13 protein-coding genes are annotated in these 14,133 nt (G+C 68.9%); 7 read left to right on the top strand and 6 right to left on the bottom strand.

Going from position 1 to position 14,133, the window contains the following annotated elements; genetic code table 11:
- Nucleotides 1-20: 20 nt before the first annotated feature.
- Entirely contained in the window at nucleotides 21-731 is a 711-nt protein-coding gene (locus D451_RS0107115) for a DUF1028 domain-containing protein (RefSeq protein WP_026124884.1), read from the bottom strand.
- A 168-nt stretch (nucleotides 732-899) separates the two neighbouring features.
- On the opposite strand from D451_RS0107115, the gene D451_RS0107120 reads away from it, so the two are divergent.
- Nucleotides 900-1,580: an HNH endonuclease family protein gene (locus D451_RS0107120; RefSeq protein WP_017533903.1), complete on the top strand. Its 681-nt coding sequence runs from the start codon at nucleotides 900-902 to the stop codon at nucleotides 1,578-1,580.
- Nucleotides 1,581-1,714: 134 nt separating this feature from the next.
- Here the strand turns inward: D451_RS0107120 and idi are convergent, their stop codons facing one another.
- The 4 genes from idi to D451_RS0107140 form a co-directional block, all read right to left on the bottom strand.
- Complete coding sequence (gene idi, locus D451_RS0107125) at nucleotides 1,715-2,305, bottom strand: isopentenyl-diphosphate Delta-isomerase (protein ID WP_017533904.1); 591 nt, start codon at nucleotides 2,303-2,305, stop codon at nucleotides 1,715-1,717.
- A gap of 84 nt (nucleotides 2,306-2,389) precedes the next feature.
- Nucleotides 2,390-3,250, bottom strand: coding sequence for a geranyl diphosphate 2-C-methyltransferase (locus D451_RS0107130; protein WP_017533905.1), 861 nt, complete (start codon nucleotides 3,248-3,250; stop codon nucleotides 2,390-2,392).
- A gap of 62 nt (nucleotides 3,251-3,312) precedes the next feature.
- Complete coding sequence (locus D451_RS0107135; RefSeq protein ID WP_017533906.1) at nucleotides 3,313-4,596, bottom strand: family 2 encapsulin nanocompartment cargo protein terpene cyclase; 1,284 nt, start codon at nucleotides 4,594-4,596, stop codon at nucleotides 3,313-3,315.
- A 31-nt stretch (nucleotides 4,597-4,627) separates the two neighbouring features.
- A complete protein-coding gene (locus D451_RS0107140; protein WP_014912272.1) occupies nucleotides 4,628-6,031 on the bottom strand; it encodes a family 2B encapsulin nanocompartment shell protein in 1,404 nt (467 codons plus the stop codon).
- Between the two features lie 568 nt (nucleotides 6,032-6,599).
- Between D451_RS0107140 and D451_RS0107145 the strand changes: the two genes are divergently transcribed.
- Nucleotides 6,600-8,573 (top strand): sigma factor-like helix-turn-helix DNA-binding protein, encoded by a 1,974-nt coding sequence (locus D451_RS0107145; protein WP_020379940.1) that lies wholly within the window; start codon nucleotides 6,600-6,602, stop codon nucleotides 8,571-8,573.
- Nucleotides 8,574-8,610: 37 nt separating this feature from the next.
- On the opposite strand, the gene D451_RS26315 is transcribed toward D451_RS0107145, so the two are convergent.
- A complete protein-coding gene (locus D451_RS26315) occupies nucleotides 8,611-9,438 on the bottom strand; it encodes a hypothetical protein (protein ID WP_241463296.1) in 828 nt (275 codons plus the stop codon).
- A 340-nt stretch (nucleotides 9,439-9,778) separates the two neighbouring features.
- Between D451_RS26315 and D451_RS0107155 the strand changes: the two genes are divergently transcribed.
- From D451_RS0107155 to D451_RS0107175, 5 genes are all read left to right on the top strand, one after another.
- Nucleotides 9,779-10,288, top strand: coding sequence for a TspO/MBR family protein (locus tag D451_RS0107155; protein WP_017533908.1), 510 nt, complete (start codon nucleotides 9,779-9,781; stop codon nucleotides 10,286-10,288).
- 246 nt (nucleotides 10,289-10,534) lie between these two features.
- A complete protein-coding gene (locus D451_RS28770; protein WP_014910456.1) occupies nucleotides 10,535-10,669 on the top strand; it encodes a hypothetical protein in 135 nt (44 codons plus the stop codon).
- A 9-nt stretch (nucleotides 10,670-10,678) separates the two neighbouring features.
- The gene (locus tag D451_RS0107165; protein ID WP_026124887.1) at nucleotides 10,679-12,097 is read left to right on the top strand and encodes a GntP family permease; all 1,419 of its coding nucleotides are present in this window, start codon (nucleotides 10,679-10,681) and stop codon (nucleotides 12,095-12,097) included.
- A gap of 202 nt (nucleotides 12,098-12,299) precedes the next feature.
- Complete coding sequence (locus tag D451_RS0107170) at nucleotides 12,300-13,067, top strand: hypothetical protein (protein WP_017533910.1); 768 nt, start codon at nucleotides 12,300-12,302, stop codon at nucleotides 13,065-13,067.
- A 94-nt stretch (nucleotides 13,068-13,161) separates the two neighbouring features.
- Nucleotides 13,162-14,133: an HNH endonuclease gene (locus D451_RS0107175; RefSeq protein WP_017533911.1), complete on the top strand. Its 972-nt coding sequence runs from the start codon at nucleotides 13,162-13,164 to the stop codon at nucleotides 14,131-14,133.

Here is a 14,133-nt window from a genome sequence, read left to right on the forward strand (position 1 = left end):
GGCCACGTGGATCGGACGCGCTACGCGTTCGTTCGGCCCTCCGCCGTCTCCTCCTCGTGAAGACGATCGAAGGCGCCGGCCGGGTTCTCCCGGGTCGGCAGCGCCTCCACGAACGGGAGCAGTTCCCGCCGGGCCACCCCGTGGACACGACGCAGCTCGGCGACCGGGTCCGTGTGCTCGTCCACCCTCAGGTCCAGGTGGGGATAGGGGTTCCCGGTGTGCACGTACAGCGCGGCGCTCTGCCTCCCTCGACGGTCGCCCCCGGCCGCCTGGCCGGCCTCCAGGGCGCGCAACAGCCGTTCGTCGAACGGAAGGTCGGCCCCCGACTCCCAGGCCTCGGCCATCGCGTCGAGGGTGGCGCCGCCGGTCAGGATGTTCCCGGCCACCGCGTACCCCTCCCCCGTCCGATGGCCGCACCAGGGGTGGGTCATGAACCCCGTGTGCGCGGCGGCGCGGCCCGTCCGGTCCACCACGGCCACCTGACGTGAGTCGGGCTCGGGGTCGTCGGCGAGCACGGCGGCCAACGCCTCGTCCGCGGGAAGGGTCCGCAACAGCTCCAGGGCGTCCACCCCCAGCAGGGGGTTGATCAACGCCTGGGTGGCGACGGCGCCCACGTCCGCGTGCGCGAACACCGTCAACGCCCCGATCGCGGGCATCCGGCTGGCGACCGCCACGCCGCACACCCCGGCCGCGGGGTCGTGGGCGACGATCGAGAAGGTCCCCGCGTACAACGACATCGCATGCTCCCGTTCGGTTCCGGTGAACGGAGATCGTATCGCCGGCGGGTTCACCGCCCCGCCACCCCCGTGGACACGGAACTTCACCTTGGGGGTCTGGTCGGAGCCCCTACCGAGGACCATCGTTGGAGGGACCGATATGTCGCACTCCCCCAAGGAGACATGTTGTCCACGTCCCCCTCCCTCCCCCGCGGTCCCCGTAGAACGGTGTCCGGCGCCCTGGCGACCCTCGCCGCGATCGTCATGGTCGCCGTCCTGGGCTGGGCCTCCCCCGCTTCGGCCCACCACTCCCTTCCGCCCGGCATCCCCTCCACCTCGGCCGCCCAGACCCAGCTCAACGGGTTGACGGTGCGCCCCAAGAACAGCGGATCCGGCTACGACCGCAGCCTCTTCCCGCACTGGGTCGTCGTCCAGAGCCCCTGCGACGCCCGTCAGCACGTGTTGCGTCGGGACGGACACACCGTCCAGGTGGACGGGAATTGCCGACCGACCTCGGGCCGCTGGTCCAGCGACTACGACGGCGTCTGGACCGACAACCCCTCCGACTTCGACATCGACCACATGGTGCCCCTGTACGACGCGTGGCGTTCCGGCGCCGACCGATGGACCACCGACCGGCGACGCTCCTTCGCCAACGACGTGTCCGCTCCCCAACTGTGGGCGGTGAGCGCCTCCAGCAACCGCTCCAAGGGCGACCGCGACCCCTCCCAGTGGATGCCGCCCAGGACCGCGATCCACTGTGACTACGTCAAGGCGTGGGTCAACGTGAAGCACCGGTACGGCCTGTCGGTGACCAGCGCGGAGAAGTCCTCCATCCAGAACACCATCAATACCCGCTGCTGAGTCGTTCCCGGCGTCCGGGCACGAGCGCCCCGGTTCCGTTCCCGGACACGACGACGGCCGGTGAGACCCCCTCCCCGGGGCCTCACCGGCCGTTCGCGACGGGCTCGCCGATCACCCGCGCCGGCGGGGTCCGGCTACCAGACGTCACCGTTCGGGAGCTCCCGCAGGGCCGGGCGCACCGCGTCGAGCACCGTCGGGAACCACACGGAGAACGTCCCCTCCGCGCGTGCCCGTTCCAACCCCTCCGGGTCGACGAGGAGCGTCTCGTGGATCTCCTCCGGATCCGGGTTCACCTCCCGGTCCACGAGACCGACGAACAGGTGGTTGTACTCGCGTTCCACCAGACCGGAGATCGGGTCCGGATGGTGGTAGGACACGGTCCCGGCCTCGCGCATCAGCGAGGGCGACAGTCCCAGTTCCTCGCCCACCCGTCGGGCCGCGGCCGCGAACGGTTGCTCCCCCGGATAGGGGTGACCGCAGCAGGTGTTGGACCACACCCCGGGCGAGTGGTACTTGGACAGGGAACGACGCTGGAGCAGGAGACGCCCCCGGCCGTCGAGGAGGAAGACCGAGAAGGCCCGGTGCAGGACCCCCGGGGCCCGGTGCGCGGCCAGCTTCTCGGAGGTGCCCGTGGTCCGTCCGGACTCGTCGACCAGCTCGAGCATGATCGGACGCCGTTCGTCGGACACGGACTCGGGCGTTCCGGTGTCTGTACTGATGGTCATGGACACCCTTCGTGATCGGTGGCGGGCGCCCGCCGTGATGGAGGCGGACGCCCGAAGTCGGTTCCCCGGAGCCGGAGCGCGGGGTCAGACCCGGTCGGCGGCGATGAGCAGGTAGTGGAAGCTGCCCTCCTTGTAGGCCGTGAGGAAGGGCTCCTCGATCCCGGTGGCCACCGAGGAGCGCGCCCGCAACTCCCAGTATGGGATGGTCGCGGCGGTGAGGTCGACGACGTGCATCGGAACGAGGCCGTTGGCCGACATCGCCCGGAAGTACTCGCTCCGGGGGTGGATGTTGCACGTGTAGTGCTCGTCGATCCGGCTGACCGCCTTGGAACGGCCACCGGTCACGTCGTTGTAGCAACCGGTGATGGTGACGTAACGGCCACCGTACTCCAGAAGACGCGCGTGCTCGCTGAAGAGGTCGAACAGGTCCACGTACATCGTGGACTCGTTGTTCCAGGTGGCCCGCATCGAGCCCGTCTCGAAGCCGGTGTCCAGCATGTTGCGGAAGTGGAAGCGCACCTTGTCGTCCACCCCCCGCTCACGGGCCTGGGCGTTGGCGAACTCGACCTGCTGCTCGGAGATGCTCACCCCGTCCACGCTGCAACCGAAGCGGGCGTTGGCCATGAAGCCGGTCCCGCCGCGGCCGGAGCCGGTGTCCTGGATTCGGTCGTCGGGCCCGATCGCGCCGAGGTGGTCCAGGAGCACGTCGGCCTGGGCCGTCTCCAGTCGGTGCATCTCCTCGATGATGCGCTGGTCGCGGGTCTCCTCGGGGCCCTCCAGCACGGACGGGTCGTAGTCACCGATCCCGTAGTGGTGGTGGAAGAACCCGTCGACCTCGCCCAGGCGAATGTTGACCGGGTCCTTCTCGGCGTTCCAGTAGGCGGCCACCGACCTCTGGTAGTCGGTACGCAGTACCCGGGTGTCGGAGGGCATGGTCGTGGTCATCGTGTGTACTCCTTGGTCGTGTGTTCCCGGCCTGAGGGAGGCCGGTGAGGGGTCTATCGGGGTCAGGCTCCGCCACCGTGGTAGCGGGCCGTGCGGGCGTGCCACTCGCGGCTGCCGCCGAGCCAGGCCCAGACCCCGGCGAGGAAACGCCGCAGTTCGGGTGACCCGGTCAGCGCCAGAGCGGCCGCCTCGGTCTCGTAGGTGTGCATGATCTCGTCGTGGATCAGGACACTGCGCTCGATCGCCTCGCGCTCCGAGCAGTTCTCCTCGGTGGCGATCAGCCTCGGCACACTGAAGTCGGAGGGGTCCTCCTTGCCCATGGAGTACAGGTCGTTCACGATCACGCTGGCCGAGCCGGCCAGGGTGAACACACGACGTACCCGAGGGTCGGAGAACTCGGCCTGTGACAGCTCGTAGCCGGCGACCGCGTCGATGAGCACCATGCAGGGCACGAAACTGTTCTCGTGCCGGTGCATGAGGAACTCCCAGACCGGGGGGCGCTGGCCGGTCGCCGCCCAGACCGCCTCCTGGTTGTAGGCCACGAACATGATGGCCAGCTCGTGGCGGAGTCGACGGACCTGGGCCGCCGAGGCGTACTCGGACAGGTTGTCCAGGGCCGCGCGCAACGCCACCATGACCGGGTCGGCCTGGACGACCTCCTCCAACTGCGGGGCGTACCGCAGCGGCAGGTGCGCCTGGTCGATCACCGAGTGGGCGATCGCCAGCCGCTGCCCCAACAGCTCCGGGCGGGCCTCCTCCACCTCACCGTCCACGTAGTGGTCGTCCACGGACCACTCGGACAGGGCGCACTTGGCCGCGGCCAGCAGCCGCTCGACGTCGTCGGTCTCGGGGTGGGCGAGCATGATGAGGCGTCCGAAGTCGCACGCGCGCACCCGGTCGAGTTGACCGGGATAGACACCGACCTCCTCGGCCCATTCGACCAGTCGGTCGTTGATCTCCTCGCCCAGCGCCGGGTCGTCCCGGACCGCGGGAGGGCAGTAGAGCACAGGGACCGACGAACCTTTGTCGTCCCCCCGTACGCCGGGGGCCGCGGGGGCGTCCGGGAGCCGGGTCCCCGACGTTCCCCGCGCGCTCTCGACCGGGGCGGGCCGAGGGGGCGACAGGATCGTGGCCGCCGAGGTGCCGAATCCGGTCGGTCCGCCCGGGATACGGAGCCCGGTGGGACCGCTCTGCGGGCGCGTGCCCGTCCGATTCCGCACCGCGAGCCGGGGCGTCGACGGAAGGTCGGGGCTGCCCGGACGCTTCGGGTCGCGGAGCAGGGCGCGCACCAGATCCGCCGTCATGTGTCCGGCCGAGGGCGCGGACATCCGTGACAACAGGGACACTCAGGCCTCCTTCCCTGACGGTGTCGATCGCTCAGGCACGCGGGCGGACCTCGACGTTCTCCAGTACACCCAGGGCGTCCGGGACGAGGACGGCCGCGGAGTAGTAGGTGCTCACCAGGTAGGAGATGATCGCCTGGCCGTCGATGCCCATGAAGCGCGCGTTGAGGCCGGGCTCGACCTCGTCGGGCAGGCCGGTCTGGTGCAGCCCGATGACGCCCTCGTTGTCCTCACCGGTACGGACCGCGATGATCGACGAGGTCTGGTGGCCGGAGATCGGGATCTTGCCGCAGGGCAGGAGCGGGACGCCGCGCCAGGCCGGCAGCTGGTGACCGTTGACGTCGACCGTGCCGATGTTCAGCCCGCGCTTGTTGCACTCCTTGCCGAAGGCCGCGATGGCCCGAGGGTGGGCGAACATGAACTGCGTGTTGCGACGCATGGTGATCAGGTCGTCGAGGTCGTCCGGGGTGGGCGGCCCGGAGTGGGTCTGCACGCGCTGCTTGAAGTCGGCGTTGTGCAGCAGGCCGAACTCCCGGTTGTTGACCAGCTCGTGCTCCTGCCGCTCCCGCAGCGCCTCGATGGTCAGCCGGAGCTGGTGCTCGGTCTGGTTCATCGGCTTGTTGTAGAGGTCGGCGACGCGGGTGTGCACGCGCAGGACCGTCTGGGCCACGCTCAGCTCGTACTCGCGCGGCTTGAGCTCGTAGTCGACGAAGGTGCCGGGAAGGTCCACCTCGCCGGTGTGACCGGAGGAGAGGGCGATCTCCGCCTCGCCGTGCTTGTTCTGCCCCCGCTCCGGCACCGACAGGAACCTCTGGATCTGGGCCTGAAGGCTCGGGGAGTCGTCCAGGAGCGCGATGAACTCCCGGCGCGGCAGCTCCAGCAGGGTGCCCGAGGTCGCGGCCTTGACCGTGTAGTCCCAGGTCGGTTCGGTGTCGAGGAGGTAGCGCTCTCCGAAGTTGTCACCGTCGGCCAGGACCCCCAGCCGGTTGGTCTCGCCGTAGGCGCCCTCGCTGGTCTTGTGCACGCGGCCGTGGGCCAGCAGGTAGAGGTGCTCGGCCGACGTCCCCTGCTCGGCCAACACCTCGCCGGGCTCGAACTCGCGCTGGACGAAGCGCCCGGCGAGCGCCTCCAGCACCTCGATGTCGTCGTAGTCGCGCAGCATCGCGAGTTCCCCGAGCTCGCGCGGGATCACCCGCACCTCGGAACCGGTCTGCACGAACTCGATCCGACCATCGCCGACGGTGTAGGTCAGGCGGCGGTTGACCCGGTAGGCACCGCCGTCGGTCTGCACCCAGGGCAGCATCCTGAGCAGCCATCGGGAGCTCTTCCCCTGCATCTGCGGGGCGGACTTGGTGGTGGTGGCCAGGTTCCGGGCCGCCGCGGTGGTCAGGCTCCGCTGTTGGCCGGTCCGTACCTCGGGGGTCGAGTCGATCGACATCGGCTGTGTGTCTCCTCATGGTGGTCGACGTCCGTACGGGGGCACGGACGGAGAAAGGGCTACCAAAAAGACGAAATACGACCTGTTCCGGTCTTCGCCAGTTCAAGGACCGTCGACCACCCTAGGAGAAAGACACCACCCGGTGACCAAGAACAACTTTTTCAGACAACAGAAGAATGAGCACTTCGATACCGATACCCAGAACGGATATATGACACCAACCCCATCCTTTCACCCATGCAACCCTGAGGAGAATACCCATCACAACCACCATGACCAGCGATGACACACGAAGCCGGCCATAGAAGGCTTGAAACCGCCCATCCGACCCTCATGGGAACAAGAAGCCCATGGACATGGAAATCGCCCACGACAAACCGACAATCCGCCGCACCACCCGCCCTGAACACGCCTCCTTTTCGGCCACCCCGGGAAAACCCCGAAAAGCCGTGTTCCACACATTTCCCCAAGACCCGGAACCCGGACGAGCCGTCCCGGCGGGGTCCGCGACGTCCCCGGCCTCCTCTAATCTGTGCGGCACCCCCGTCCCCGGAGAGAAAGGCCGCTCTTGTCCCGGCCCCTCGACATCCGCCTCTGCCACGTCGTCCCTCCCCTGGCCCACACCTGCGACGACACCGCCCATCGCGCCCTCGCGCACCCGCGCATCACCGAGGAACGGTGGTGGCGACGCGTACGTCTGCCCCTGGTGACGGGACGGATCGGCGCCGAATCCGTCGCGATCGGACTGGCCCGACTCGCCCTGGAACGCTGGGAGGGACACGCCCTGGGCGAGGTGATGCCCGCGCTGTACGCGGCCGGCGAGAGGCCCTCCGTACTCGCCACCCCCGTATGGCGCCTCCGCGAGCCGGTGGGCGCCGAGGCCGCCCACGAGTACCTGCGCGACCTCTTCCTCACCGTGCTGGACCGTCTGCCCCGAGAGGCCGTCGACCGAGAGACCGACGGCACGACGGCCGCTCGGGTCGAGAGGGCGCCGACCACGATGCCCCGCCGGACCGACGTCCCCGAGCAGGACCGGCCGTCCCCCGAACGACCCACCCGCTCCTACGTCCATGAACTCGAGACCCACCTGTCCTCCGACGACGAACGCCGTCGCGCGGTGGCCGTCCGACGCGTCTTCAGCCGAACGCCCGAGACCCTCGACAGCCTCGGCGAATCCTTCGGGGTCACCCGGGAACGCATCCGCCAGATCCACAAACAGATCCGCGAGGACCTGCGCGCCCGCCTGGAAGGGCCCGAGGGCGCGTTCACCGCCGCCCACCTGCGTTCGCTCACCACCGCGCTGGGAACGGCGACCCCGTTGAAGGCCTTCTGGAACCTGGACCCCGGCCACCGGCACCTCATCCCCTCCCTCGGCCTACCGGTGGGCGAGATCCTCCTGGCCCTACTGCCCGAACACCGCGTGGCCGGCGACTGGATCGTCACCGGCGCCTCGGCCTCCCTCGCCGAACGGTTCTCCGAGGAGCTGAGCCGACGGATCGTGCTCCCCCTCCACGAGGCCACGGCCCTACTCCTCGACGGAGGCGTCCCGAGCGAACACACCGGCGCCTGGCTGGAGACCCTCCCCAGGACCCGGATCATGGACGGACACCTCGTCCTCTGGGGGCGCAACCTCCCCGACAAGGCGTTCGCCGTCCTGTCCCTGGCCGGCCGCCCCCTGCACTTCGACGAACTCGTCGAGCGGGTCGGCGGCGACTTCAACGAGTCCGGGTTCCGCGAACGGGTCCACGGCGACGAACGCATCGTGCGCAGGGACCGCCGTCTCTTCGGCCTGCGCTCCTGGGGCGGCAGGGAGTACCTCGGGCTGGAGGAGACCATCCGCCGCGAGTTGGAGCGGGCCGGCGGCGAGATGGCCGTCTCCGACCTCGTCGAACGGATCACCGGATGGTTCGACGTCACCGAGAACTCGATCCGGGCCATGGCCTCCGGCAGCGCCTTCGCCCGACCCGCCCCGGGCCGGGTCGCCCTCCCCGGAACCGTCCCCGACCACGCCACCGCCCCCTACCGCCCCAAACGCACCGTGGAACGCACCCGTCGCTGTTTCCGCTGCCCGGACGGCGTCTGGTGGCTTCGAGTGGACCTGAACGGCGAACATCTACGCGGCTCCGGCTTTCCCATCCCCAGCGGCTTCGCCGCGTGGATAGGCATGCGCCCCGGCCACCGCCTCCCCGTCCGCATCGGCGACCGCGACTCGGTGGCGGCGTGGAAGAACCAGCCCCTCATGAACTCGATCCGTCCCCTCCTCCTCGCCGAGGAGGCCCGGGTCGGCGACCACGCCTTCATCACCCTCGCCGAGGGACGTCTCCTCTGCCGGATCCACCGCCGCGACCCCGCCCCGGCCGACCCCCTCGCCCACGCCCTGAGCCTCGCGGGCCTCCCCGACCCGGTTTCGGGCACCGAAGGCCTGACCCTCCTGACCAGGGCCGTCGGCCTACCGGAGGCGACCGCCCCCGACCACCTTCTCGCCCATCTCGCCGACCGGGGCGACCACGACCTCCTCTCCGCCCTCACCCCCACCGACTGACGAGGGGCGGTCCCGTCCCGGAACCGCCCCTAGAGTGTCAGCGCGCGGTGACGGCCTCCCCGGCCGGGCCCGAACCACCACCGCGTTCCGACCGTCCCTCCGGCCACAACCACTCGGGGTTCAGCTCGACATCGACGTACTCCTTCAATGCCTCTTTCACCAAGGGACGCAGACAGCACCGTGCGACCCGAGTGTGACCTCCGGGGTCCGGACAGATGAGAACGGCCAGGACACGCACATGAAGGGCGGCCGTCCCGAAGTCCGCCCCCAGGAGAGCCTTGAAACCCTTCCAGAGGAAGTCCAGCGCCGCCTCCGCGAGCACGCGGCGCACCGGGCCCCACTCCTTCACGTCCTCATGTTCCAGGACGGAGTCCTTCACCCATGCCGGAACCTTGTCGGACACCTGCTCGGCCTGGTCCAAGGCGTTGGCGATCTCGACCAACAGGTCACACCAGAAATGCCCCGCCGTCGCACGCCCGTAGTCGGCGAAGTCCGGATCCCGCCGAGCCCGTCCCTCGGCGAACCCCCTCAGCTCCTTACCGAAGATGTCCTCTCTGAGCGCTTCTCCGAGCCTTTCGACCTGATCGATCTCCACCTTGTTCTCGGAGAGCCAGGCGACCAACTCCGCGACGACCACACCGCCCCCGGCCTGGCGGAGATACAGAGTAGGAACCCTCCGTCCCTTCTCCTCGAAACGTCGCCTGCTCTCCTCCCACTGCCTCTGGGCGGGCTCACGCAGTTCCTCCGCGCCCTCCGCGCCTCTTCTGGCCCGCCGAAGGTGGCCCTGCCACCCGTGAGCGCTACCGCCACAGGTGGAACAGACACATCGGGGCTTGGTGGCGTTCTCACACTTCTCACTGTGCACAGGGGACCGCGGCACGGAACCTCCGGGGGAAGGGAACGATGAACGGCTCCGAGGAGCCGTTACCCACCGTGCCCGGACGAACCGGTACCGGGTACCCCAAGGGGCGCCACTCTCCTCTCCCCTCGGAGAGAGCAACCTCTACCCGCATGCGAAGAGCTCTTCGGGGAACCGCCTCTCCCCCGGGAACACCCCGACCCCCAAGCGCGTCCATGCTCCTCGGTCATGAAATGTTTGGAAAGGGAGATACTTTGAATACGAGTAATACCATCGACACTTTGGGTAGTGTCGACGTGAGGGGACCGGCCGAACACGGCCGAAGCCCCGTTCCTGGGGGGAGACCATGACCGCTGCCAAGGCAGGACACACCCCGTCGACGACGTCCTCACTCCTCGCGGCCCTGGTCTTCGCCGCCGCCGTGACCGCGGCCGCGCTCGTGGGTGTGCTCTCCAACACGGAGACCGCCGGAGACTACGCGGCCCTCCGACAACCGTCGTGGGCCCCGCCCTCCTGGCTCTTCGGGCCGGTGTGGACCGTCCTGTACGCGATGATCGCCGTCTCCGGCTGGCTGGTCTGGCGCCTGCGCGGCCTGCGTGGAGCCCGGACGGAACTGGCCCTGTTCACCGTCCAACTGCTGTTGAACGCGGCCTGGTCGCCCCTCTTCTTCGCCGCCGGGCTTCGCGGCACGGCCCTGGTCGACATCGTCCTGCTCTTGGCGACCCTGGCGGTCACCATCGTCCTGTTCGCCCGCGTCTCCCGCTGGGCCGCCGCCCTCCTGGTGCCCTACTGGGTCTGGGTGGCGTTCGCGACCGCGCTCAACCTCTCCATCTGGTGGCTCAACATCGGCGTCTGACCACCGAGCGCCCGCCCTCAGGAGCGCGACGTGACCGCGCGATGCCCCGATACGTGGGCTGGACACATGGGGCGCCCGTAGCGGTGGATCCGAGCACCACCCATGAGACGTGATCAACCGAGCGACCGGCCTCGATTACCATGACCACCCCCACCGCTTCAACCGCCGAACCCCCCACAGCTTCACGCGGTTTACCCCACCGTTCCCTATATCCCCTGCCGTCACTTCGGCGCGAAGATGACCGACATGTGCGACCGCCCGATCAGCGGTGACACCCCCGCCGATGCGGAACGCCCCATGCCGCTGGACGACCGCGCCCGCCCCTCGGAGACCGCCTCGTCTCCCGGTGAGGATTCGGCACTCTCCACCCCGACCCCCTGAGGAGCCCCCATGGCATTGGGAATCATAGGCATCGTCACATCCTTGCTCCTGCTCGTCACCCTCGCCTACCGCGGTGTCCCCGTCATCCTCGCCGCTCCCCTCGCCTCGGTGGTCGCGGTGGTCTTCTCCGGGGCCCCGATCCTGGCCTCCTACACCGAGATCTTCATGCCGGCGATGGCCGGCTTCGTCGGCAGCTGGTTCCCCGTCTTCCTGTTCGGCGCGATCTTCGGTGTCCTGATGACCATCACCGGCTACGCGGAGAGCATCGCCCGCACCGTGACGAGGCTGGTGGGCTCCCGGAGCGCGATCGCGGCGACGATCGTCACCTCGGCCCTCATGACCTACGGGGGCATCAGCCTCTTCGTCGTGGCCTTCGTCATGTATCCGCTGGCCCGCGAGCTCTTCCGGGTCGCCGACATCCCCCGCCGCCTCATCCCCGCCACCATCGCCCTGGGGATCTTCACCTTCACGATGACCGCGCTGCCCGGCAGCCCGCAGGTGCAGAACATCATTCCGGGACAGTTCTTCGGTACGGGCCCCTTCGCCGGAGCCGGCATCGGGCTGGTGGGCGGCGCCCTCATCTTCGGTCTCGGCCTGCTGTGGCTCGAATACCGTCGCACGGCGCTGATCCGCAAGGGTGAGAGCTTCGACAGCCCCGAGAGCGCGCTTTCGGCCGGTGGTTCCTCCGACGAAACCGACGGAAAACAGCGGGCCGCCACGCTCGAGCCGGCCAACCGCGTCGCTCCCTTCCTGCCGCTGATCACGGTCTTCGCCGTGAACTTCACGTGCACCCTGTTCCTCTTCCCGGCCCTCGACTGGTCCTACCTGGCGCAGGAGAAGTTCGGCGGGGTCGCCGCCGAAGAACGTCTCGGGCTGTGGGCCGTGCTGTCGGGCATCATCGCGGCGGTCCTCGTCCTGGTCGCCCTCAACCTCCGCCACCTCACCACGCTGTGGGACGGCTTCGTCGACGGCGCCAAGCGATCCATGCTGCCGATCTTCAGCACCGCCTCCGAGGTGGGCTACGGAGCGGTCGTCGCCTCGGTCGCCGCCTTCGCCGTCGTCCGCGACTCGGTCTTCGGCCTCGGCGCCGACGCCCTGTGGACCTCCGTCCTCTCCGTCTCCATCACCGCCGGTCTCACCGGCTCGTCCTCGGGCGGTATGACGATCGCGCTCAACGCGCTCGGCGACGACCTTCGGGCCCTGGCCGCGCAAGAGGACATCAGCATGGAGGCGATGCACCGGCTCACCGCCATGGCCGCCGGCGGCCTCGACACCCTGCCGCACTCCGGTGCCGTGGTGACCCTGCTCATCGTCTGCGGCCTCACCCACCGCCAGTCCTACAAGGACCTCGGTGTCGTGACCCTCGCGATCCCGGTCCTCGTGGTCGTCGCGCTCGTGAGCCTCGTCTCCGTCGTCGGCTCCTTCTGACCGCCACTCCACCGACGGGCCGAGAAGCGGCTTCTCGGCCCGTCGGCGTTCCGCCGGGCGGGGGCTCGAGACCACTGACCGGAAACGGCCAGGAAGCTCGTTCCGGTTCTCGTCCCGGAGCGTGACACCTCTCTCGTGAACCCCTCTCACCCGAGGAGGGTCGGAACCGGGGAACACCCCCGAGAACCCGCAAGGATCCCCCATGTTCCCGAAGACCCGTCACGCGTTTCTGCCCCTCGTCCTCCTCCTTCCGCTGACCGCCTGCTCCGAACAGGTCGTCCTCGAGCCCAGCGAGCGGTTGGAGTCCCTCCTGCTCCCCTCCTCCGACTACCCCGACGGATTCGAGGTGGAGACGATCGACCTGGACGAGGTGGACGGTTCGGGCGGGGGCGGCACCGACTTCGACTCGATCGAGCCCGCGGCCTGTGAGGCGGCCTTCGAGGACAGCCCCGCCGACGTCCCCGAGGAGGCGGCCGAGGGAGCGGGCCAGATCGCCGTCTCCTCCGACCCCTCTCCCACCCTCTACACCTACGTCCTGGTCTCAGGAGACTTCGACGAGACGCAGGACGCCTCCGACTACGAGGCGATGCTCTCCTCTTGTTCGACCATGACCGCGGTCAGCGACGGGATCACGCTGGAGGGCGGCATCCGCGGGACCTCCTTCCCCTCCCTCCCCGACCAGGGCGACGCCTTCACCATGGACCTGTCCGCCGACGGGCTCGACATGACCATGTGGACCGCCTGGGGACAGGTCGCGGACGTGCACTTCGTCCTGATCGGCATGGACCTCGGCTCCTCCCCCGACGTGGACACCTCGACCCTGGCCCGGGAATGCTTCGACGACCGGATGGACACCGAATGTCGGGATCGCCTGTTCCAAGAGGCCGCCGACGAGGCACGCGCCGCCCAAGAGGAAGAGTTCGACGAGGTCCTGGCCGCCGCGGTCGCCCTCCTCGAATCCGACGCCTGACCCGTCCGGCCGCGCCTTGGGCCCTGAACCGCGATGAACGCGGTCCAGGGCCTCCAAGGTTCGTCGTCCTTCTCAAGGATGCATAATTCGCTTCATGAAGGCATATGTCGGAATCACCGATACGCGATGGTACGAGTTCCTGGCCGAAAGACCCCATCTGACCGAGATCAACTTCTGGCGTCCTTCCTCGAACACGTCCTTCAAACGCATAGGCACCGGAGACCTCTTCCTGTTCAAGAGCCGCTATCCGCACAATCGGATCGTGGGCGGTGCCGTGTTCAGCAGGTTCGCCCAGGTACCGCTCTCCCAGGCATGGGAGGCCTTCGGTGAGGGAAACGGCAGGGCCGGCCTGAACGAGCTGCGCGAGGCCCTCAACGCTTACCGGACCAAGGAGGGTAAGCCCGCCATCGCCTCAGGCGAGGACCCCGTGATCGGCTGCCTCATGCTTCGAGACCCCGTCTTCTTCCCCGAGGGCCGGACCCTCGCCCCGCCTCCGCACTTCCCCGGCAACCTGGTCCAGGGCAAGGGCTACGACGACATCCTCCGTGGAGAGCATTCCTCGTACTTCACCGAGGCCGTCGACCGCATCCTGGCCGCCGATGACCGCTCCCCTCTCGACGACGAACCTCACGCCACCGCCACCTGGGCTCACACCGGCCCCACCAGAGGCGGCCACGCTCTCGTACGCAGACGGCTGGGGCAGGAAGCCTTCAAACTCGCCCTCGTCGACGCCTACCGGGGACGATGCGCCGTGACGGGCACCGACGTGCCCCCGGCCCTGGAGGCGGCGCACATCCATCCGGTGGGCAAGGGAGGACTGCACCGCCTCGACAACGGACTACTGCTCCGAGCCGACGTCCACAAACTCTTCGACTCCGGCTACCTGACGATCACCCCGGAGTCGAAGATCAGAGTGAGCCCTCTCCTCCGGTCCCACCACTTCTCCGCGGCCGAGTACTACACCTCACTCGAAGGCGCGACCATCTCCCTGCCGAGCCGACGGGAAGACCACCCCAGCAAAGACGCCCTCTCCTGGCACGGAGAAAGAGTTTTTCTCGCACGCTGA

This window comes from Nocardiopsis alba DSM 43377 (genome assembly GCF_000341225.1).
Lineage (GTDB): Bacteria > Actinomycetota > Actinomycetes > Streptosporangiales > Streptosporangiaceae > Nocardiopsis > Nocardiopsis alba.

Bases quoted from the DNA above. Each gene is read 5' to 3' on its own strand.
- D451_RS0107120 (WP_017533903.1), top strand. From the start codon at position 900: ATGTTGTCCACGTCCCCCTCCCTCCCCCGCGGTCCCCGTAGAACGGTG.
- idi (WP_017533904.1), bottom strand. From the start codon at position 2,305: ATGACCATCAGTACAGACACCGGAACGCCCGAGTCCGTGTCCGACGAA.
- D451_RS0107130 (WP_017533905.1), bottom strand. From the start codon at position 3,250: ATGACCACGACCATGCCCTCCGACACCCGGGTACTGCGTACCGACTAC.
- D451_RS0107140 (WP_014912272.1), bottom strand. From the start codon at position 6,031: ATGTCGATCGACTCGACCCCCGAGGTACGGACCGGCCAACAGCGGAGC.
- D451_RS0107155 (WP_017533908.1), top strand. From the start codon at position 9,779: ATGACCGCTGCCAAGGCAGGACACACCCCGTCGACGACGTCCTCACTC.
- D451_RS28770 (WP_014910456.1), top strand. From the start codon at position 10,535: ATGTGCGACCGCCCGATCAGCGGTGACACCCCCGCCGATGCGGAACGC.
- D451_RS0107165 (WP_026124887.1), top strand. From the start codon at position 10,679: ATGGCATTGGGAATCATAGGCATCGTCACATCCTTGCTCCTGCTCGTC.
- D451_RS0107170 (WP_017533910.1), top strand. From the start codon at position 12,300: ATGTTCCCGAAGACCCGTCACGCGTTTCTGCCCCTCGTCCTCCTCCTT.
- D451_RS0107175 (WP_017533911.1), top strand. From the start codon at position 13,162: ATGAAGGCATATGTCGGAATCACCGATACGCGATGGTACGAGTTCCTG.